Annotated in this window: 18 protein-coding genes; 11 read left to right on the top strand and 7 right to left on the bottom strand. The window is 75.7% G+C overall.

Annotation, left to right across the window (positions count from 1 at the left end; translation table 11 throughout):
* Positions 1–14 precede the first annotated feature (14 nt).
* Positions 15–1,400, top strand: coding sequence for a C40 family peptidase (locus ACFVU3_RS00850; RefSeq protein WP_390062493.1), 1,386 nt, complete (start codon positions 15–17; stop codon positions 1,398–1,400).
* Here ACFVU3_RS00850 and ACFVU3_RS00845 read toward each other — a convergent pair.
* The 5 genes from ACFVU3_RS00845 to ACFVU3_RS00825 form a co-directional block, all read right to left on the bottom strand.
* Entirely contained in the window at positions 1,373–2,608 is a 1,236-nt protein-coding gene (locus tag ACFVU3_RS00845; RefSeq protein WP_390062492.1) for a styrene monooxygenase/indole monooxygenase family protein, read from the bottom strand. The genes ACFVU3_RS00850 and ACFVU3_RS00845 overlap by 28 nt on opposite strands.
* A 58-nt stretch (positions 2,609–2,666) precedes the next feature.
* Positions 2,667–3,293 (bottom strand): ATP/GTP-binding protein, encoded by a 627-nt coding sequence (locus ACFVU3_RS00840; protein ID WP_390062998.1) that lies wholly within the window; start codon positions 3,291–3,293, stop codon positions 2,667–2,669.
* Between the two features lie 67 nt (positions 3,294–3,360).
* Positions 3,361–3,768, bottom strand: coding sequence for a DUF742 domain-containing protein (locus tag ACFVU3_RS00835; protein WP_390062996.1), 408 nt, complete (start codon positions 3,766–3,768; stop codon positions 3,361–3,363).
* Positions 3,769–3,773: 5 nt separating this feature from the next.
* Positions 3,774–4,247: a roadblock/LC7 domain-containing protein gene (locus ACFVU3_RS00830; RefSeq protein ID WP_390062995.1), complete on the bottom strand. Its 474-nt coding sequence runs from the start codon at positions 4,245–4,247 to the stop codon at positions 3,774–3,776.
* Between the two features lie 62 nt (positions 4,248–4,309).
* Complete coding sequence (locus tag ACFVU3_RS00825; RefSeq protein WP_390062491.1) at positions 4,310–7,357, bottom strand: nitrate- and nitrite sensing domain-containing protein; 3,048 nt, start codon at positions 7,355–7,357, stop codon at positions 4,310–4,312.
* Positions 7,358–7,718: 361 nt separating this feature from the next.
* On the opposite strand from ACFVU3_RS00825, the gene ACFVU3_RS00820 reads away from it, so the two are divergent.
* Positions 7,719–8,501, top strand: a complete 783-nt coding sequence (locus ACFVU3_RS00820; protein ID WP_390062489.1) for a hypothetical protein — start codon at positions 7,719–7,721, stop codon at positions 8,499–8,501.
* 22 nt (positions 8,502–8,523) lie between these two features.
* On the opposite strand, the gene ACFVU3_RS00815 is transcribed toward ACFVU3_RS00820, so the two are convergent.
* Entirely contained in the window at positions 8,524–9,114 is a 591-nt protein-coding gene (locus tag ACFVU3_RS00815) for a MarR family winged helix-turn-helix transcriptional regulator (protein WP_390062487.1), read from the bottom strand.
* Between the two features lie 204 nt (positions 9,115–9,318).
* Between ACFVU3_RS00815 and ACFVU3_RS00810 the strand changes: the two genes are divergently transcribed.
* The 3 genes from ACFVU3_RS00810 (at position 9,319) to ACFVU3_RS00800 (ending at position 12,796) form a co-directional block, all read left to right on the top strand.
* Entirely contained in the window at positions 9,319–10,155 is an 837-nt protein-coding gene (locus ACFVU3_RS00810; RefSeq protein ID WP_390062486.1) for a lysozyme, read from the top strand.
* Between the two features lie 365 nt (positions 10,156–10,520).
* The gene (locus ACFVU3_RS00805) at positions 10,521–11,402 is read left to right on the top strand and encodes a lytic polysaccharide monooxygenase (protein ID WP_390062485.1); all 882 of its coding nucleotides are present in this window, start codon (positions 10,521–10,523) and stop codon (positions 11,400–11,402) included.
* A gap of 242 nt (positions 11,403–11,644) precedes the next feature.
* Entirely contained in the window at positions 11,645–12,796 is a 1,152-nt protein-coding gene (locus tag ACFVU3_RS00800; protein ID WP_390062484.1) for a glutamate--cysteine ligase, read from the top strand.
* 63 nt (positions 12,797–12,859) lie between these two features.
* Here the strand turns inward: ACFVU3_RS00800 and lon are convergent, their stop codons facing one another.
* Positions 12,860–15,271, bottom strand: coding sequence for an endopeptidase La (lon, locus tag ACFVU3_RS00795; RefSeq protein ID WP_390062483.1), 2,412 nt, complete (start codon positions 15,269–15,271; stop codon positions 12,860–12,862).
* Positions 15,272–15,608: 337 nt separating this feature from the next.
* Here lon and ACFVU3_RS00790 point away from each other — a divergent pair, with 337 nt between their 5' ends.
* The 6 genes from ACFVU3_RS00790 to ACFVU3_RS00765 are packed head-to-tail and all read left to right on the top strand — an operon-like array spanning position 15,609 to position 20,473.
* Positions 15,609–16,223, top strand: coding sequence for a hypothetical protein (locus ACFVU3_RS00790; protein WP_390062482.1), 615 nt, complete (start codon positions 15,609–15,611; stop codon positions 16,221–16,223).
* A gap of 54 nt (positions 16,224–16,277) precedes the next feature.
* On the top strand, positions 16,278–16,907 hold the full coding sequence (locus tag ACFVU3_RS00785; protein ID WP_390062480.1) for an RNA polymerase sigma factor: 630 nt from the start codon (positions 16,278–16,280) through the stop codon (positions 16,905–16,907).
* Positions 16,904–17,791 (top strand): zf-HC2 domain-containing protein, encoded by an 888-nt coding sequence (locus ACFVU3_RS00780; RefSeq protein WP_390062479.1) that lies wholly within the window; start codon positions 16,904–16,906, stop codon positions 17,789–17,791. Before ACFVU3_RS00785 ends, ACFVU3_RS00780 begins: the two co-directional genes overlap by 4 nt.
* The gene (locus tag ACFVU3_RS00775; protein ID WP_390062477.1) at positions 17,788–18,582 is read left to right on the top strand and encodes an ABC transporter ATP-binding protein; all 795 of its coding nucleotides are present in this window, start codon (positions 17,788–17,790) and stop codon (positions 18,580–18,582) included. Before ACFVU3_RS00780 ends, ACFVU3_RS00775 begins: the two co-directional genes overlap by 4 nt.
* Entirely contained in the window at positions 18,579–19,907 is a 1,329-nt protein-coding gene (locus tag ACFVU3_RS00770) for a hypothetical protein (protein WP_390062475.1), read from the top strand. The genes ACFVU3_RS00775 and ACFVU3_RS00770 overlap by 4 nt, the downstream gene beginning before the upstream one ends.
* Positions 19,904–20,473, top strand: a complete 570-nt coding sequence (locus tag ACFVU3_RS00765) for a hypothetical protein (RefSeq protein ID WP_390062473.1) — start codon at positions 19,904–19,906, stop codon at positions 20,471–20,473. Before ACFVU3_RS00770 ends, ACFVU3_RS00765 begins: the two co-directional genes overlap by 4 nt.
* Positions 20,474–20,644: the final 171 nt, after the last annotated feature.

Genomic DNA, 20,644 nt, shown 5'->3' with positions numbered 1-20,644 from the left:
CTGGAGGTGGTGACGTGTCGCGAAGGCTGCTGCGCACGGTCTGTACGGGAGCACTGGCCGCGCTGACGGCCCTGACCGGCCCGGCGGCGGCCGTGCCCGCGCCCCCCGGCCCCCCGGCGGACCCACCCGCCGGCTCCGCTCCCATCGCCTGGGCCGACCCGGCGGCGGAGCCGGTGGGGCCGGTGGACCCGGACACCGTGCCCGCCGAGCCGGCGCCCGCGGACACCGGCACCGCTCCGGCGGACACCGGGCCCCCGGACGCGTCGGACCCGGACCCGGTGGACCCCCAGGCCGCGGACCCGGCCCCGGCCCCGGCCCCGGACGACGACGCCGCCGCGCTCGCTCCCTCCGGCGGGGACTCCGTCGCGACGCTGCTCCACCGGCTCCGCACCCTCTACCGGGAGGCGGAGGAGGCCACCGAGCGGTTCAACGCCGCCGAGGAGGCGCTGCGGCTCCAGAACGCCGACACCCGGCGGGTCACCGCCGACCTGGAGTCCGCCCGCGCCTCCCTGGCGGACGGACGCGCCGAGGCGGGACGGCTCGCCCGGGAGCAGTACCAGGGCCGGACCGGATACTCCTCACCGCTGCGGCTGCTCTTCGCCCAGGACCCCCAGTCGGCCCTCGACGCCCGGCATCTGATGGACCGCACGGCCCGCGACCGCGCCTCCGCCGTCCCCCGGCTCCGGGCCACCGAACGCCGCGCCGCCGCGCTGGCCGCCGCCTCCCGCACCGTCCTCGACCGGCAGCGGAAGCTCGCCGCGCGGCAGCGGGCCCGGCGGGACGACGTACGGAAGAAGCTCGCCGAGGTCGAGGGGCTGCTCGCCTCGCTCTCCCCCGAGCAGCTGGCGCGCGTCACCGAGCTGGAGCGGACGCAGACCGCCGGCGCCCAGCGCGAACTCCTCGGCTCCGGCGTCCTCGACCTCGCCCTCACCCCCTCCCGGGCGGGCGCGGAGGCGCTGCGCTTCGCCGTCGGCCAGCTGGGGAAGCCGTACGTGTGGGGCGCGGAGGGCCCCGACTCCTACGACTGCTCGGGCCTCACCCAGCGGGCGTGGGCGGCGGCCGGCCGCCCGATCCCGCGCACCAGCCAGGAGCAGTGGGCGGAGCTGCCCCGGGTGACGCTGGGCGAGCTGCGCCCCGGGGACCTGGTGGTGTACTTCCCCGGGGCCACGCACGTGGCCCTCTACCTCGGCGAGGGCCTGGTCGTGCAGGCCCCGCGGCCGGGCGGCCGGGTGAAGGTCTCCCCGCTGGCGGCGAACCCGCTGCTCGGGGCCGTACGGCCGGACCCTGGGGGCACGGCCCTGGAGTCGTACGCACCGCCGGACCTCCCGGAGGGGGCCCGGGAGGGTTCGGACGAGGGGTACGACGGGGGCGGTCAGGCGCCGGCGACCGAGGCCAGGTAGGCGGTGGCCTTCCCGGGGTCGAAGAAGAACTCCTCGAAGTCGGCCGGGTCGTCGAAGCCGTTGGCGAAGCGGTCGGCGACCGGCTGGAGCTGTCCGGCCGCGCCGAGCAGGTTCAGGACGTGCTCCGGCGGCGGCGCCAGCATGGCGTTGGTCCACTTGGTGACCGGCTCGGCGATCTTCCAGTAGCGGTCGAAGGCGGACCGCATCCACGCCTCGTCGAAGGGCTTGTCACCGTGCTCGACGATGGCGGAGAGGTAGGCGGCGGCGCACTTGGACGCCGAGTTGGAGCCCTGGCCGGTGATCGGGTCGTTGGCGACCACGACGTCGGCGACGCCGAGGACCAGACCGCCGCCGGGGAGCCGGCCGATCGGGTTGCGGACGGTCGGCGCGTACCGGCCGGCGAGGGTGCCGCCGGCGTCGGTCAGTTCGACCTTGGTGGCGCGCGCGTACTCCCACGGCAGGAACTTCTCCATGAGCTCCAGCGTCAGCGCCAGGTGCTCGGAGGGGTCCTTGACGCCCCGGAAGGCGTCGACGGGTCCGCCGGGGACGCCCTCCCAGAAGAGGATGTCGGCGCGGCCGCCGGTGGTGAGGGTCGGCATGACGAAGAGCTCGCCGACGCCGGGCACGATGTTGCAGCGGACCGCGTCGAAGTCGGGGTGCTCGGGGCGCGGACCGAGCCCGTGCACGTACGCGACGGCGAGCGCGCGCTGCGGCTCGGCGTACGGGGAGCGCTCCGCGTCGCGGCCGAACATGGAGACCAGCTCGCCCTTGCCGGCGGCGACGAGGACGAGGTCGTAGCGGCGGGCGAAGAAGTCGAGGTCGCCGACGGCGGCGCCGTGGATGACGAGCTGACCGCCGCGCTGGGAGAAGGTCTCCAGCCAGCCGGCCATCTTCACGCGCTGGTCGACGGACTGGGCGTGGCCGTCGAGCCGGCCGACCCAGTCGATGAGGCGGGCCGCCTCGGGGCCGGCGACGGAGACGCCGAGGCCCTCGATCCTCGGGGCCTGGGACTCCCAGAAGTTCAGGCCGAGGTCGCGCTCGTGCTGGAGCGCGGTGTGGAACATGCACTGCGTGGACATGACGCGGCCGGAGCGGATCTCGTCCGCGGTCCGGTTCGACATGAGGGTGACCTCGTACCCCTGGGACTGGAGGCCGAGGGCGAGCTGGAGACCGGACTGTCCGGCGCCGACTATGAGTATCTTCCGCATGGGCGGGGCTCCTGGCGAAGACGAAGGTGGTGCGGGGGGGGCGGCTGGTGGTGCGCGGCTACTCGGGCGTGGCCGAGAGCGCGTGCTCGACCATCGCGAGCAGCGTCTCGACGACGCTGTAGCGTTTCCGCGCGTCCATGATCACCACAGGGACCTCGGGGGTGATCGTCAGGGCCTCCCTGACGTCCTCCGGAGCGAACCTCTCGGTGCCCTCGAAGTGGTTGACGGCGACGACGTACGGCAGCCCGCAGCTCTCGAAGTAGTCGAGCGCCGGGAAGCAGTCGGTGAGCCGGCGGGTGTCGGCGAGGACGATCGCGCCGATCGCGCCGCGCACGAGGTCGTCCCACATGAACCAGAAGCGCTGCTGGCCGGGGGTGCCGAAGACGTACAGGACCAGGTCGTTGTCGAGCGTGATCCGGCCGAAGTCCATCGCCACGGTGGTGGTGAGCTTGTCCGGGGTGGCGGTGAGGTCGTCGGTCTCCTCGCTCGCCCGGGTCATCAGCGCCTCGGTCTGGAGCGGGGTGATCTCGGAGACCGCGCGGACGAAGGTGGTCTTGCCGACGCCGAAGCCGCCCGCGACCACGATCTTCGTCGCGATCGGGGCGCGGGAGTGGTCCAGCTGCCAGTCCCGGGCGCCGTCCTCGGGGTCGGGTTCCCCGGTGGAGGGCCCGGGCTGGGCGGGGATCGCGGCGGTGGGGACGGTCTCCGCCGGAGAGGCGGCGGGGGTGTCGACGGTGTCGACGGCGGTGGCGTCAGAGACGACGGAGTCCACTCAGCACCCTTTCGAGGAGCGCGCGGTCGGGCTGGCCGGTGCCGTGACCGGTCCCGTACACACGGATCTTTCCCTGGTCGGCCAGGTCGCTGAGCAGCACCCGGACGACACCCAACGGCATCTTGAGGAGGGCCGAGATCTCCGCCACGGTCCGCATCCGGCGGCAGATCTCGACGATGGCGCGCATCTCGGGCATCAGCCCGCGGGCGCCGGAGCCGCCGTCCGTGAGGACCTTGCGGGCGATCGGCGCCTCCAGGGCGGCCACGAAGGTCTCGACGAGCAGCACGTGCCCGAACCGGGTGCGGCCGCCGGTCAGCGAGTACGGGCGTACGCGCGCGGGGCGCCGCCCCTCGCCCCGGACGGGCAGCCGGTGGGCGGCGGCGGTCAGCGAGGTCACCGGTAGCTCTCCATCGACTTGCGCAGTTCGCTGCGGACTTCGGGGGTGAGGACGTGTCCCGCGCGGCCCACGAAGAGCGCCATGTGGTAGGCGACGACGCTCATGTCGCAGTCGGGAGTGGCGTGCACGCCGAGCAGCGAGCCGTCGCTGATCGACATGACGAAGACGCTGCCCTCCTCCATGGCGACCATGGTCTGCTTCACGCCGCCGCCGTCCATGAGCCGCGCGGCGCCGACGGTGAGGCTGCCGATGCCGGAGACGATGGTGGCCAGGTCGGCGCTGGAGCCGCGCGGGCCCCGGGGGCGGGCGGCCCCGTCGACGGCCTGGCCGGGCCGCTCGTCGGGGTCGGAGGAGAGCAGCAGGAGCCCGTCGGAGGAGACGACGGCGACCGAGCGGACGCCCGGCACCTCCTCCACGAGGTTGCCCAGCAGCCATTGCAGGTTGCGGGCCTCCGTGCTCTGTCCGTACATCCCGGTGGCGCCGGTGGCTGCGGACGTGCTGGTCGTGCTCGTCGTGCTCGTTCCCGTGGCGGTCAACTGCGTGCCTCCTCGACTGTGTCCCCCGTCATCTCCTCTGTGCGTGTGGTGCTCTCGGCGGCTATCTCCGCCTCGACGTCCCTGCGCCCGGCCACGGCGCCCTGGTGGAAGCCGCCGAGCCGGCGGCGGAGTGCCTCGGCGTCGACGGAGCCCCGGCGGCCGGCGGCGGGCGCGGCGGGGGCGCGGACCACCTGGGGGGTCCGCTTGGGCAGCCCCTTGTCGGTCACGCGCTCCCACTGCGCGGGGCGCGGCCCGGGGACCTGCGCCTCGTCGGCGGGACCGGCCTGCTCCGGCACGACCGCGATCGGGGGCTCGGCGGCGCGCTCGTGGCTGTCCGGCTCGGGCGGCGGGTCCGGAAGCCGCACCTGGAGCGTGGTCTCGGAGACGGACTCGTGGACGGGCTCGGCGTGGGCCGCGGGCTCGACCGGGAGTTCCGGCTCGGTGTACGGGACGGGCTCGGCGTACGCGGCGGGCTCGGGCCGCGGCACGGCGGCCGGCTCCGGCCCGGCGTACGGGACGGGCTCGGCGTGCGGTACGAGGGGCGGTTCCGGCTCGGCGTGGGCGGCGGGCTCGGAGCCGTACGACTGCTCGAACACGCTCTCCGTCGCCGGCGGTCCGGCCTCGGCCACGACCGGTCCGGGCGTCCGCCCGGTCTCCTCGGCCGCCGCCTCGAAGGCGCGCTCCGCCGCTTCCACGAGCGGGTCGCGGCTGCGGGACGGGAGGGCGTTGGAGTTGGCCTCGGCCTCCGAGCCGGGGAGGTGGAGCACGGGTACGGTGCCGGTGCCCGCGGCCCGTACCGGCTCGGGCACGGCGACCGGGGGCGCGGTCGGCAGCAGCGGGAGCGGCAGCACCACGACGGCGGCCGTGCCGCCCGGCTTCTGCTCGCGCAGCTCGACGCCGACGCCGTGGCGGGCGGCGAGCAGGGCGACGACGCGCATGCCGAGCCCCTCGCCCTCGAACGCCTCCGGGTCGGCGGCGGCGAGGCGGGCGTTGAGGTCGGCGCGCCGGTGCTCGGGGATCCCTATGCCGGAGTCCTGGACGGAGAGCATGATCTCGCCGGTCTCCAGGAGCCAGCCGGAGAGCTGGACCTCGGCGTCCGGCGGCGAGAACGAGGTGGCGTTCTCCAGGAGTTCGGCGACGAGGTGGCTGAGGTCGTCGGCGGCGAAGCCGGCGAGCTGGGCGTGCGGGGGCAGCGACTGGATGGTGACCCGCTCGTACCGCTCGATCTCGCTGACGGCGGCGCGCAGCACGTCGACCAGCGGGACGGGGCCGGTGTGGCCGTGGACGTGCTCGTGGCCGGCGAGGACCAGCAGGTTCTCGCTGTGGCGGCGCATGACGGTCGCCATGTGGTCGAGCTTGAAGAGGGTGGCGAGGCGGTCCGGGTCCTGCTCGCGCTCCTCCAGCTTCTCGATGACGGCGAGCTGGCGGTCGACGAGACCGAGGCTGCGCAGCGAGAGGTTGACGAAGGTGTGGTGGACGGTGCTCCGGAGCCGTTCGAGGTCGGCGGTGAGCACGGCGATCCGGCCCTGGAGCTCGGCGCGCTGGGCGGCGAGCTCGGCCTCCGCGGTCTCCCGGGCGGTGACGAGGCCGGTCCGCTCGCCGGTGAGCCGGCCGGTGTGCGCGGCGAGCGCGGAGAGCTGCCCGTGGAGGGTGTTGAGGGAGCGGACGACCTGGGCGAACTCGTCGTTGCGGCCGGTGAAGCGGACGGCTTCCTCGGCGGCCGGGTCCGGCGCGGCGGCGAGCCGGGCGGCGCCGAGGCGGAGCACGGCGAGCGGCCGGGTGAGGCTGCGGGCGACGTAGGTGGAGACGCCGACGGCGAGCAGCAGGCAGCCGCCGAGGAAGGCGAGGCGCAGTTCGAGGGCGGTGACGTCCTCGTCGCGCAGGGCGGTGAGCCGCTCGACCCGCTTGGCGGCGAGGGTGGACTCGACGCCGCGCATCTGCTCGATGCGGGCGGAGAGCGCGGACTCCAGGCCGGACGGGGAGGTGCGGGTCTCGGCCTCGGAGAGGGTGGGCTGGTCGGTGAGCCGGCCGAGGGCCTGTTCCGCGGTCTTGACCTCGGGTCCCGCGACGGTCCCGGCGAGGGAGTCGCGGGCGGCGGGTCCCGCGGACCGGTCGAAGTCGCCGAGGGCGGCGAGTTCGCGGACGCGGGCCTGCTGGGCGGCGGCGCTCAGCAGGTCGCGGGCGCGCTCGGCCTCCTCCTTGCCCTCGGGCTCGTCGGCGACGTAGGTGCCGGTGGTGGCGTCGTAGTGGAGGTCGCCGCTGGGCTCGGGCTGCGGGACGGCGAGCGCGGCGAGCAGGAGGCCGCGGGCGGCGGACGCCTGCTCGACGGCGCGGCCGAGGTCGGCGGGGGCGCGCCCGGCGCCGGTGAGGGCGGGGTCGGCGGCGCGCGGCGGGGTCCGCTCGGCGAGCTCGTCGGCGAGGTCCTGGAGCTTGGCGATGACGTCGGTGTACGCCTTGTGGGCCTCCAGGGCCGTGCCCTTGCCGGTGACGGCGGCGCGGCGGACGGAGGCGACGCCGGCCAGTTCGCGGCGGAGCGCGTCGGGGGCGGCGGACCGGATCTCGTCGATCTGGCGGTCGACGCGGGCCGACTTGGCGGGGGTGACGGTCCGCCGGTTCTTCCTGGGGCCGGTCTGCTCGTCGCGGCCGGCGGCGACGAAGGCGACGACCTCGTCGCGCTCGTCGGCGAGGGAGTGCGCGAGCGTGACGGCCTGCCGGTCGAGCTCGGCGAGGGTGACCAGGCGCCGGGACTCGTTGAGTTCGGTGGAGGCGGTGAGGACGGCGGGGGCGCCGGCGCCCAGGACGATGACGCCGACGAGGGCGACACCGACGACGAGGCGGGTCCGTACGCGCTTGGAGCGGCCGCCGGGGGTCGGCGCGGGTGCGCCCGTGCCGGCCCCGTTGACGGCTCCGGATCCGGTGCCGGTTCCGGTCGGGAGCGGGCTTCCCGTGCTCGGCGGGGTGCCGGGGGTCGGCGGCTCACCGGGGGTCTGGCTCCGCGCGCCGTTCATGCTCCGAGGCCGCTTCTTCTGCACCGGTGCTCGCATTCTTGACTCGTCCGCCCACACAGCAGAGGTGACGGCCGGTCACGAGGTTCCGCCCCCACCCCTGGTACGGCTTCCGACCATTCCAGCGCTATCTCGGCAGGGGACGGGCATCGGCCGCTCCGCCACCCGAACGAGTGAACAACACTCCTGAGTTGGCGAACAACTTCCGGCGGCCGCCGCCGGGGGCCTCGACCGGGCCCCGGCTGGATCTTCGGGGCGGGCTTTGGCAGGATGCCCGCCCGCAGCTCGCCGGAGCTGGCGATTCCGCCCTCAGGAGCGGCCACCGCCGGTTGGTACAGGCCATTTTCGGCCCTTTGCAGGTGTTGTGAAGACACCGCGCGAGCCGGGCACACTGGACATCATGCGCAGCGAAGTCGCCACCCTTCCCGGCAGCCCCGAACGCCCCAACGAGGACTGGGCCGCCGCAGCTCTGCCCGCCTCGGGCGACGGAGGGGCGCTCGTCCTCCTGGACGGGGTCACCCCTCCCGCGGGTGATGTCGGTTGTGTGCACGCGGTGCCGTGGTTCACCGCGCGGCTCGGCGGCGCTTTGACCGAACTGTCCGCTTCCCGGCGCGATCTGACGCTGTCCGAGATCCTGTCCCTGGCAATCCGGCGCACCGCCGAGCTCCACGCGGACACCTGTGACCTTTCTCACGTGCGTACGCCTCAGGCGACCGTGGTCCTCGCGCGGTGGGACGCCGACCGGGTCGAACACCTCGTCCTCTCCGACTCGGTGCTGCTGATCCAGGCGCCGGACGGGTCGGTCCGGGCGGTGCGGGACGACCGGCTGGACCGGCTCCCGCGCGAGGTGCTCCGCTCGCACGAGGCGACGGACCGGCTGCGGAACAGGGAGGGCGGTTTCTTCACGGCGGCGGCGGACCCGTCGGCGGCGGAGCGGGCGGTGACCGGGACGACCCCGGCGGCGGAGGTCCGGGCGCTGGCGGCGCTCACGGACGGGGCGAGCCGCTGGGTGGAGCTGTTCGGCGCGGGCGACTGGACCGGGTGCGCCGAGGTCCTGGCGAAGGAGGGGCCGGCGGGGCTGCTCCGGCGGGTGCGGGAGCTGGAGACGGTCGACGCGGCGGCGGGAGGGGCGCGGCGCTGGAAGATCCACGACGACGCGACCGGCGTGTACGTGGCCTTCTGACCCGGCCCGCCCCCGCGGGGGCTCAGCCCTCGGAGCGCTGGTTGAAGTGGTGGAGCAGCCGGGCCAGTTCGGCGACCTCGGCGCGGTCCCAGTCGGCGAGCTTGCGGACGTACCGCTCGCGCCGGGCGTCACGGACGTGCCGGAAGCGGTCGCGGCCCTCGTCGGTGAGCCGGACCAGGGAGGCGCGCCCGTCGGCGGGGTCGGGGTCGCGGGCGACCAGACCGAGTTGTTCGAGGGCGCGCAGCTGGCGGCTCATGGTGGCCTTGCCGACGCCGAAGTAGGCGGAGAGCTCGGTGGCGCGCTGGGCCCCGGCGTCGTCGAGCCGGACGAAGAGGCCGTACGCGGAGGACTCCAGCTCCGGATGGACCTCGCGGGCCATCTCCCCGGACTGGGCCCGGGCCCGCCGCAGGAACACCGCGAGCTCCCGCTCCAGCGCGAGGAACTCCCGCTCCGTGGAGGCCGGACCGGGGCCGGCGGCGGTGGCGACGGCGGGGGCCTCCGGGGGTGCGGCGGGGTGGACGGCGCCGGGCGGGACGACGTCGGCGCCCTGGGGTGCGGCGGGGCTCTCCCCCGGCGTGGCACCGTCTTCACCGGCCGTACCGCCTGCGCGCACGTCGCACCTCCCACACGTGTTTCGTCGGCTGAAAGTTTCCCGCCCCGGCGGGCATCGCCGCAGCTCCTTCAGTATTTCGCAGGAGTAGACCAACGGCGGAACCCGGGCCCTCTTCCACCGTGCCTGTCTACGTGCGTAGAGTCGCCGTCGAGCACGTGACTGACATGTCCACACCACCCCCACCGCCCCCTCGGGAGTCACGCCATGCGTGTGCGCAGATCCGTCCCCACCACCCTGCTCGCCGGCCTCGCGGCCACCGCCCTCGTCCTTCCCCTGGCCGGCCAGGCCGGCGCCGCCGCCGACCCGGGCGACCGCGCCGCCGCCCCCGCGCGCGGCACCGCCCACATGGGCATGGGCGTCGTGAAGCACGACGGCAGGGGCGCGGCCCCCTCCGGCGGCGTCTCGGCCCTCGCCACCTGGACGGAGGGCGTCGACGTCTCCAGCCACCAGGGCAACGTCGCCTGGTCCACGCTCTGGAACAGCGGCGTCAAGTGGGCCTACGTCAAGGCGACGGAAGGCACGTACTACAAGAACACCTCCTTCACGCAGCAGTACAACGGCTCGTACAACGTCGGCATGATCCGCGGCACGTACCACTTCGCCACCCCGGACACGACCACCGGCACCGCCCAGGCCGACTACTTCGTCAACAACGGCGGCGGCTGGTCCAAGGACGGCAGGACGCTCCCCGGCGTCCTCGACATCGAGTGGAACCCGTACGGCGCCACCTGCTACGGCAAGACCCAGTCCGGGATGGTCACCTGGATCCGCGACTTCCTCAACCGGTACAAGGCCCGCACCGGCCGCGACGCCGTCATCTACACGGCGACCAGCTGGTGGAAGCAGTGCACCGGCAACTACTCCGGCTTCGCCTCGACCAACCCGCTGTGGATCGCGCGGTACGCCTCCGAGGTCGGCGAACTCCCCGCCGGCTGGCCGTACTACACGATGTGGCAGTACACCTCGTCCGGCCCGACGGTCGGCGACCACAACCACTTCAACGGCGACCTCTCGCGGGTGCAGGCACTCGCGAACGGCTGACACGACGGCCCGACTGACACGACGGCCCGGGCGGCCCGGACGGCACGCCCGGGCCGGACGATACGACGGCCCGGACGCACGACGATCCGGCCGACAGGACGACCCGGCCGGCACGACGGGCCGGCCGGCACGACGGGCCGGCGCGACGGGCCGGCGCGACGGGCCGGCGCGACGGCGGTTCCAGGGATGCGGCGGCTTCCCCGGGACCGCCGTTCCGCGTGCTCGGGGGCTTTTTCCGCCCACCCCCTTGCTCATTGGTATGGACCAATGCGAGTCTCTACCCCGGTCGCACGGAATTCAACTTCCGCGTGCCCCGCGCGCGTTGCTCGTTCCGTACTCCCCCACGCACGAGAGAGAGCCCCCGCATGTCGTCCTCCCGCCGTACCGCCGCCGGCGTCGCCGCCCTGTCCGCCGCCGCGGCCCTCGTCGGCCTCACCCCCACCACCGCCGCCGCCCACGGAGCCGTCTTCAACCCCGTGAGCAGGGTCGCCGCCTGTTACGCCGAGGGTCCGGAGAGCCCCGACTCGCAGGTGTGCAAGGACCTCGTCGCCGACTCCGGCACCCAGCCGCTGTACGACTGGAACGAGGTCAACATCGCCAACGCCGACGGCAACCACAAGGCCCTCATCCCCGACGGCAAGCTCTGCTCGGCCAACCGCGAGAAGTACCGGTCCCTGGACTGGGCGCGGACCGACTGGCCCGCCACCGCCGTCTCCGCCGGCGCCTTCGACTTCCGGATCCGCGCCACCGCCGCCCACTCCGGCACCATGACGATGTACGTCACCAAGGCGGGCTTCGACCCGACGCAGCCGCTCAAGTGGTCCGACCTCGACGCCACCCCGGCCGCCGTGTACAACACCACCCGCACCGCGACCGACGGCTACTACTCCTTCACCGGCACCCTGCCGGCCCGGACCGGCCGCCACATCGTCTACATGGTCTGGCAGCGCAACGACAGCCCCGAGGCGTTCTACAGCTGCTCGGACGTCACCTTCGGCGCCCCCGCCGCGGCCGCGGCCGCCAAGGCCGAGGCGCCGACCGAGGCCGAACTGGCCGCCGGTGCCGAGCTGTCCACCGTGAGCCACGCGGGTCACGGCGGCGACGAGCAGCCGCCCGCGCTCTCCGCCGAGGCCGCCGCCGCCCCCGGCTCCCCGCTGCCGCTCGCCCTGGCCGGCGCGGGCGCACTCGCCGTCTTCGGCGCGGGCAGCCTGCTCCTGGGCCGGCGCCGCGACTCCTCCGCCTCCTAGGAGCCGGAGGCCGGCGGGAGGGGAGAGCGCGGGGCGGGGCCCCGCCCACCCCTCCGGCGGCCCCCAGGGAAACCCGCCCCTCCCCTCCCGCCCACCTCGCCCCCCGGACCTCGTCCGGGGGGCGATTTCGCGCCATCTGTGCGGGGACGGGTGGAAGCCGGGACGTTCGTGGACAGCCTTGGAGAAAGCTCGTTCGAACGGCCGTCAGCGCACCACCGTCCGACCGTGAAGGAGAGCGCTCCATGCGGAACCAGCAGCGGTGGGTCTACCACCGCGGGGAAGGACCGCGCACGTTCGGGGTGGAGGAGGAGCTCCTCCTGGTCGATCCCGAGACCGGGCTCCCGCAGCCCCTCGCCGGCACCGTCACCGAGATCGCCGCCTGGCACGCCGACGCCGGGCCGCGGACCGAGGGCCCGGAGCCGGCGAAGCCCGAGTTGTACTCCGAGCAGCTGGAGATCGGAACCGCCCCCTGCGTCACCACGTCCCAGCTCGCCGACCAGCTGCGACGGGCCCGGCTCGCCGCCTCCGCGGCCGCCGAGGAGGCCGGCGTGGCGGTCGCGGCGCTCGCGACCGCCCCCGTGGACTTCGGTCCGCTGCTCACCCCGGACGACCGCTACCGGCGGATCCACGACCGGTACGCGCACCTGGTCGACGAGGAGTTCGCCTGCGCCTGCCACGTCCACGTCCACCTCGCCTCGGCGGAGGAGGGGGTGGGCGTGCTCGACCGGATCCGGCCGTGGCTCGCCCCGCTCCTCGCGCTCAGCGCCAACTCCCCCTATTTCCAGGGCGTGGACACCGGGTACGCGAGCTGGCGCCACCAGCTCTGGCAGCGCTGGCCGATGTCCGGCCCGAGCGAGCTCTACGGCGACGTGGCGGCGTACGAGCGGACCACGAGCGAGATGCTCGCCAGCGACGTCCTCGTCGACGACCACATGGTCTACTTCGACGCCCGGCTCTCCCGCCGCTACCCGACGGTGGAGATCCGGGTCGGTGACGTCTGCCTGGACGTGGAGGACACCGTCGTGCTGGCCGTGCTGAGCCGCGCCCTGGTGGAGACCGCGGCCCGGGAGTGGCGGCGGGGGCGGCTCCCCGACCCGGTCTCGACGGTGGTGCTGCGGCTCGCCGCCTGGCGGGCCAGCCGGTACGGGCTCGGCGGCGAGCTGCTCGACCCGCGCAGCTGGCGGCCCGCCCCGGCCGGCGAGGTGCTGTTCACCCTGCTGGACCACGTGCGCCCCGCCCTGGAGGACGCGGGCGACAGGGAGCGCGCCGAGGCGGGGGTGGAGCGGCTGCTCGCCCGCGGCACCGGCGCGGACCTCCAGCGGGCCGCCCACGCCGGCGACCCGTCGCTGGCCTCGGTGATCGTCGAGGCGGTGCGGCGGACGACCCCGGCGTGAGAGCCCCTCCCGCGCGCGAGGACCCCGGTACGCGCGCGTACCGGGGTCCTCGTCCCCGCCGGGTCAGGCCGCGGCCGCGACCGGGATCTCCGCCGGGGCCAGGGCGATCTCCAGGACCTGGCGGACGTCGGTCACCGGGTGGACCTCCAGCTTCTCCAGGACCTCGGCCGGGACATCGTCCAGGTCGGCCTCGTTCCGCTTCGGGATGACCACCGTGGTGATCCCGGCCCGGTGCGCGGCGAGCAGCTTCTGCTTCAGGCCGCCGATGGGCAGGACCCGGCCGGTGAGGGAGACCTCGCCGGTCATGGCCACGTCGGTGCGGACGGTACGGCCGCTGAGCAGCGAGGCCAGCGCGGTCGTCATGGTGATGCCCGCGCTCGGGCCGTCCTTCGGGACCGCGCCCGCCGGGAAGTGGATGTGCACGCCCCGGTCCTTCAGACCGGTCACGGGCAGCTCCAGCTCCGCGCCGTGCGAGCGGAGGAAGGAGAGCGCGATCTGCGCGGACTCCTTCATCACGTCGCCCAGCTGGCCGGTGAGGGTCAGCCCCGCGGCGCCGGTCTCCGGGTCGGCGAGGGACGCCTCGACGAAGAGGACGTCGCCGCCGGCGCCGGTGACCGCGAGGCCGGTGGCCACGCCGGGGACGGCGGTACGCCGCTCGGCCGGGTCCTGGGCGGACTCGGGCACGTGGTGCGGGCGTCCGATGAGGCCCCGCAGGTCCTCGGGGGTGATGGTGAACGGCAGCTCGCGGTCGCCGAGTTCGTGCTGGGCCGCGACCTTGCGGAGCAGCCGGGCGACGGCCCGCTCCAGGGTGCGGACGCCGGCCTCCCGGGTGTACTCGCCGGCCAGCTTCCGCAGCGCGGCCTCGTCCAGGGTCACCTCGTCGGCGCCCAGGCCGGCCCGCTCCAGCTGCCGGGGCAGCAGGTGGTCGCGGGCGATGACGACCTTCTCGTCCTCGGTGTAGCCGTCGAGACGGACCAGCTCCATGCGGTCGAGCAGGGCCTCGGGAATGGCCTCCAGGACGTTGGCCGTGGCCAGGAAGACCACGTCGCTCAGGTCGAGTTCGACCTCCAGGTAGTGGTCGCGGAAGGTGTGGTTCTGCGCCGGGTCGAGGACTTCGAGCAGGGCCGCGGCGGGGTCGCCGCGGAAGTCGGAGCCGACCTTGTCGATCTCGTCGAGGAGCACCACCGGGTTCATGGACCCGGCCTCCTTGATCGCGCGGACGATCCGGCCGGGCAGGGCGCCCACGTACGTCCGCCGGTGGCCACGGATCTCGGCCTCGTCCCGGACGCCGCCGAGGGCGACGCGCACGAACTTCCGGCCCATCGCGTGGGCGACGGACTCGCCGAGGGAGGTCTTGCCGACGCCGGGCGGGCCGACGAGCGCGAGCACCGCGCCGCCGCGCCGTCCGCCGACGACGCCGAGTCCGCGCTCGGAGCGCCGCTTGCGCACGGCCAGGTACTCGGTGATGCGCTCCTTCACGTCCTCCAGGCCGGCGTGCTCGGCGTCCAGGACGGCCTTGGCGCCCTGGATGTCGTACCGGTCCTCGGTCCGCTCGTTCCACGGCAGTTCGAGGACGGTGTCGAGCCAGGTCCGGATCCAGGAGCCCTCGGGCGACTGGTCGCTGGACCGCTCCAGCTTGTCGACCTCCTTGAGCGCGGCCTCGCGGACGGACTCGGGCAGCTCGGCGGCCTCCACGCGGGCGCGGTAGTCGTCCGACTCCTCGCCGTCCTTCTCGCCGTTCAGCTCGCGCAGCTCCTTGCGGACGGCTTCGAGCTGGCGGCGGAGGAGGAACTCGCGCTGCTGCTTGTCGACGCCCTCCTGGACGTCCTTGGCGATGGTCTCGGCCACGTCCTGCTCGGCGAGGTGCTCGCGGAGCTGGGCGGTGGCGAGCTTGAGGCGGGCGACCGGGTCGGCGGTCTCCAGGAGGGCGACCTTCTGCTCGACGGTGAGGAAGGGCGAGTACCCGGAGTTGTCGGCGAGCGCGCCGACGCCGTCGATCTGCTGGACGCGGTCGACGACCTGCCAGGCGCCGCGCTTCTTCAGCCAGCTGGTGGCGAGCGCCTTGTACTCCTTGACCAGTTCGGCCACGGAGCCGGGCAGCGGTTCGGGGACGGTCTCCTCGACCACGGTCCCCTCGACCCACAGCGCCGCTCCGGGTCCGGTCGTCCCGGCCCCGATCCGCACGCGTCCGATGCCGCGGATCAGGGCGCCCGGATCCCCGTCGGCGAGGCGTCCCACCTGCTCGACGATCCCGAGCACACCGGTCCCGGCGTACGTCCCGTCCACCCGCGGCACCAGGAGCACCCGCGGCTTCCCGGTCCCGCCGCGGGCCGCGGCCTGGGCCGCCTCGACGGCGGCCCGCACGTCGTTGTCCGACAGATCGAGCGGCACGACCATCCCGGGCAGCACGACCTCGTCGTCGAGCGGCAGCACGGGCAGAGTGAGCGGCACGGACGGCTTGGACTCAGAAGCCATGATCTCCCCTTCGGCAGTCAAGTTGAGCTATGCCGACTCAATGCATGTGAGCGCGGGAATGTTCCCCCACCCCTGTTCGCTCTGAGCGATCACCCGGCCCCGCCCCCGCGGAGGCGGGAGCGTGGCCCCCGCGGAGGCGGGAGCGTGGCCCCGTGGACGTGGACGCGTTCCTGGCCCGCCCCCCTGGTGGCACGGGTGGAGACGACCGGGCCGGAGGGCGCGCCGGAACGATCCGCTTCACCCCGGACCGGCCGCCGCGGCCGCGGGACTTCTTCTGGTGACGGCACCTGCCGCGTTCCGGCTGCGCGGGGGCGTGCGGGCGGGCATGCTCGGGCGCATGGAGAGTGCGGAGCGCAAGCGCGGGCGCGCGTGGGGCGCGGTGCCGGCGGTGGTGGCGGCCCTGGTCGTCGGAGTGAGCGGATGCGCCGACGCCGACGTCCCGGTCCCGTCGGACGGGGCCCGGAGCGGGAGCACGGCGAGCGCGGGGACCACACCCGGCCCCGGCGCCTCCGCGACCACGCCGGCGCCGACGCACACGAACTCGGCGGGTACGCCCACGGCTTCGCGCACGGCCCCGCCTGGGGAGGCGTCGACGGCGGACCCCCGGTCCGCGGCCGTGCTCGTCGAGGTCGTGGTGAACGGCGGCATCGCCGGGGTGACCAACCAGCTCGTGGTGCGCGAGGACGGGAGCTGGACCGTCAGCTCCCGGGACAAGGAGTCGCGCACCGGCCGGATGACCGCCGCCGAACTGGCCGGACTGCGCGCCGCGCTGGAGGACCCCGCCTACGCGCGCGTGCCCGGACGCCCGAGCGGACCGACGGTCGCCGACGGGTTCCAGTACTTCGTGACGTACGACCACCGGCTCGTCGTCGCGGGCGACGGCGACCGGCCCGCGGCCCTCCAGCGCGTCTTCGACGCCCTCCCCGAAGGCGGCCCCCCGACCTCTCCGTGACGCCGGTCCCCGCGCCCGCGAACCGCGCGGGGCCCGCCGCGCGATAGAGAGGGTGTGAGACTGTCACGCCCCGCACGGGGAGGCCCCTCCGGGGGCGAGGGGGAGGACCCGGCCGACGACGCCACGCTGCTGCGCGCCGTCGCACGTGGCGACACCGAGGCCCTGGCGCTGCTCCACGACCGGCACGCCGGCTGGCTGTACGCCCGGCTCGCCCGCCGCTGCCCGGACGAGGAGACGGTCCGGGAGGTCCTCCAGGACACCTTCGTCACCGTCTGGCGCTCCGCCGGCGGCCACCGGGGCCGCGGCGAGGCCGGCGGCTGGCTGTGGGTGATCGCCGCCCGCCGGCTGGTCGACGCCCAGCGGGCCCGGGCCCGCGCCGGCCGCGCCGAACCCGCCGGGGCCGTACCGCCCGGACCGCTGCCCGCCGTCCCCTCCGCCGAGGAACGGGTCCTCGCGGGGCTGGAGTACGGGGACGTGGGCGCCGCGCTGGACCGGATCTCGCCCGAGCTGGCCGAGGTGCTGCGGGCGACCGTCGTGGACGGGCTCACCACCCGCGAGGCCGCCCGGCTGCTCGGCATCCCCGAGGGCACCGTCAAGACCCGTGCCCAGCGCGCCCGGCGCGAACTGCGCGCCGCCCTCGCGCACCTTCCGCAGGGCCCGCACCCCCTGGGAGGCACCGCGTGACGACCCCTCCCGCCCCGTGGCACGTGTCCGCCGCGCTGGCGGCCCGGTACGCCGAGGGCTCGGCGCCCGAGCCGGACGCCTGGTCGCTGGAGAAGCACGTCGAGTCCTGCGGGCCCTGCGCGGCCCGCGTCTCGGCCGCCGTCCGCGCGACGTCCCCCGCCGGCCCCGTCCTGGAGACGCTCCGGGCCGACCTCCTCCGCGCGGTGGGCCACCGGGAACCGGCGGCCGTCCCGCACCCGGCTCCGGAGCACCGCCGCCCCGCGCGCGCGTGGGTCCCCTTCGTCCGGCTGTGGTGGGCCGTCGGGCCCGCCCTGCGCGGTTCGTGGCTGGCGGCGCTGGCGCTGGTGCTCGGGGCGGCGTTCGCGCTGTCGCACGGCGCCGGGCTCCCGGCCGGCCGCACCTGGCTGCTCGCCGCCGCGCCCGTCCTGCCGCTCGCCGGGGTCGCCGTCTCGTACGGCCCGCGCACGGACCCGCTCCACGAGATCGCCGCGTCCACCCCGGCCGGCGGCCTGCGCCTGCTGCTCACCCGCACGGTCGCCGTCCTCACCGTGTGCGTACCGCCGCTCACCGCCGCCGGGGCGCTGCTGCCGCCCGCCGCGGGGCTGCCGGGGGCGGCGGCCTGGCTGGCTCCGGGCCTGGCGCTCACCGTGGGCACCCTCGCGCTCGGCTCCTTCGTCGGGTGCCGGGCGGCCGCGGCGACCCTGGGCGGCGGCTGGCTGCTCGCCGTCACGGGGCCGCTGCTCGGGCCGGCCGGACCCGCCTCCGTACCCCTTCCGTACGCCGCCGGTCCGGCCGCGCAGGCCGGCTGGGCGGCCGCCGCGCTGGCCGGGACGGCCCTGCTGGCGCTGCGGCGCCGTTCCTTCGACCTCCTGGAGCCCCGGTGACCCCACCGCGTCCGACGACCGTGGCCGTGACCGGCCTGACCGTCCGGCACCGCCGTACCCGCACGCCCGCGCTCGACGGCCTCGACCTGCGGCTCTCCCCCGGCGTCCTGGGCCTGCTCGGCCCCAACGGCGCCGGGAAGACGTCCCTCGTCCGGGTCCTCGCGACCGTCGCCGCGCCGTCGGCCGGCCGGGTCGAGCTGCTCGACCGGGACGCCGGCGACCCGCGCGGGCGGACCGCGATACGGCGCCGGCTCGGCTACCTCCCGCAGGAGTTCGGGCACTATCCGGCGTTCACCGTGCGGGAGTTCGTGGCGTACGTGGCCTGGCTGAAGGAGCTGCCGGCCGACCGGGTCCCGGCGGCCGTGGAACGCGCGGTGGCCCGCGTCGGACTCGCCGACCGGATCGACGCCCGGCTGCGGACGCTCTCGGGCGGCATGGTCCGCCGCGCGGGCATCGCCCAGGCGATCGTGAACGAGCCGGAGCTGCTGCTCCTCGACGAGCCGACGGCCGGCCTCGACCCGGAACAGCGCGTGGAGTTCCGGGCGTTGCTGCGCGACCTGGGCACCGACGCGACGGTGGTGGTCTCCACCCACCTGGTCGAGGACGTGGCCGCCGCCTGCACGGAGGTCGCCCTCCTGGAGGCGGGCCGGCTCGCCTTCCGGGGCACGACGGACGACCTCACGGCGCTGGGCGCGGACGCACCGGCCGACGACCCGACGGCCAACGCCATCGAGCGCGGCTACACGGCCGCGCTGCGCTCCCACCGCGCGCGGGCGGGGGCGGCCCGATGACGGCCCCGGCGCCCGCCCCGCCGCGCGACGGCGCCGGCCGGACCGCGCGGTCCGCGCCCGGCCCGCTCCGCACCGAGCTGCGCCGGGGTCTCGGGCCGTGGACGGGCGCAGCGATCGTGGTCACGATGCTGGTCACGATGTACGCCAAGGCCCCGGAGTGGCAGATCCGCTGGCAGGACGCGGAGAACCTGCTCCACCCGCTCGCGGGGCTGCTGTGCGGGCCGCTCGCGATGGCGGCGGGCTGCCTCCAGGGCGGCCGGGACCGGCGGCTGGGCACCGAGGACCTGTGGGCGTCGGTACCCCGGTCCCCGCTGCCGCGGCTCACGGTGGCGGCGGCCCCGTCGGCGCTGTGGCCGGCCGCCGCGGTGCTGCTCGGCGACGCCGGGGTGCTGCTGGCGGTGTGGCCGTACGCCTCCTGGGGCCGGCCCGCGCTCGCCCCGCTGCTGGCGGACGCGGTGGCGGTGGGCGCGATGGGGCTCGTCGGGCACGTGGTGGGGCGGGTGGTGCGGTGGCGGCTGACGGCACCGCTGCTGGCCGTGGCCGGCTACACCGGCTTCGCCTACGCGGACTTCACCTCCGCGTCCGCGCGCTGGCTGCTCCCGAGCGCCCAGTTCTCGGCGGCCGAGTACCGGCAGGTGTGGTGGTACGCGCCCGCGTCGGCCGCGTGGACGGCCGGCCTGGCGCTGGCCTTCCTCCTCGCGTACGGGCTCCGCTCCTCCCGGGCGCGTCTCCTCGCGCTCGTGCCGCTGACGGTGGCGGCCTGCGCGGCGGCGGCGATCCTGCGGCTCCCCGCGGACGGCGGGCCCTGGCGGATCGATCCGGCGGCGGTCCGCCCGGTCTGCGACGACGGCACGCCCCGGGTGTGCGTGGTCGCCCTGGACGCCCGGCTGCTGCCGGCCCTGACGGAGACCCTGGAGCCGGTGAACGAACGGCTCCGGGGGCTGCCGGGCGCCCCCGCCCGCTGGGCGGTGGGAAGGATGGAGGAGGAGCCGGGGGACGTAACCCTTCTGGACATCGCCCAGGACGTCGTCCGGAACCGGATCGAGGACCCGGCCCTCTACCGTCACTACGCGGTGATGCAGCTGTTCTCGAAGGAGTGCCGGGAGGGCGACCTGACGGGGCCGCACGCGGAGCGGGCGATGGACATCCACCTCGCGGTCGCCCAATGGCTCGCCCCCTCCCCGCCCGGTTACGGCCCCCATGCCCCCGGCACCCGGGCGCACCTGGACCGGCTGCGGGCGAAGTCCCCGGCCGAGCAGCGCGCGTACCTCGTCCGGTACCTCGCGGCGAACGGCTGCCGTCCCGGCGAGGTGCCCGTCCCGTGAGGCTCTACCTGCGCTCCCGCGCGGTGCCGGGCACGCTCGCCGTGCTCCTGGCGGCGGTCGCCGCGGTGTGGGTGCTCGCGCCGGAGGAAGGGTCCCCCCACGCGCGCGTGCCCGTGCTGATGGCGCCGCTGCTGGTGGCGGCGGCGATCGGGGCCTCGCTGCACACGCCGAGCGACGAGCTGGACCGGACGGCGGTACGGCCCTGGTGGCCGCTGCGCCTCGGGCACGTCCTGGTGCCGGTCGCGCTGGCCGCGGGCCTGTTCGCCCTCGTGCTGCCGGGGCATCCGGCGGAGTTCGGCGCGCCCGCCGCCGTACGCAACACCCTCGGCCTCACCGGCCTGACGGCCGGAGCGGCGGCGCTGGCCGGAGCCCGGGCGAGCTGGCTTCCCCCGGTGACGTACACGGCGGCGGTCTACCTGACACCGCCGGACGCGGGCGCGGCGGCCTGGTGGGGGTGGGCGCTCCGGCCGGCCCCGGAGGGCGCGGCCTGGACGGTGGCCGGCGCGCTCCTGTGCGCGGGAACGGTCCTGTTCGCCTGGCGCGGCCCCTGGCCGGGGAGGGGTTAGGGCTCGGCCGGGGGCCGATCACCTGGGACCGCGCCTACGGGACCCCGGTCGACGCCCGCCGCGGGCTGAAGGCGGTCCAGCGGTACGTGGAGCGCGACGCGCCGCGCCCCTGGCGTCTGGCGGCGCCCCAGCGTCATCCCGTGACTCCAGAACGTGTTTGTCCCGGCCGCC

Source organism: Streptomyces sp. NPDC058052 (genome assembly GCF_042885515.1).
Taxonomy (GTDB): domain Bacteria; phylum Actinomycetota; class Actinomycetes; order Streptomycetales; family Streptomycetaceae; genus Streptomyces.
Note: the sequence above shows the minus strand (reverse complement) of the source record. Positions and strands in the feature narration are given on the sequence as shown.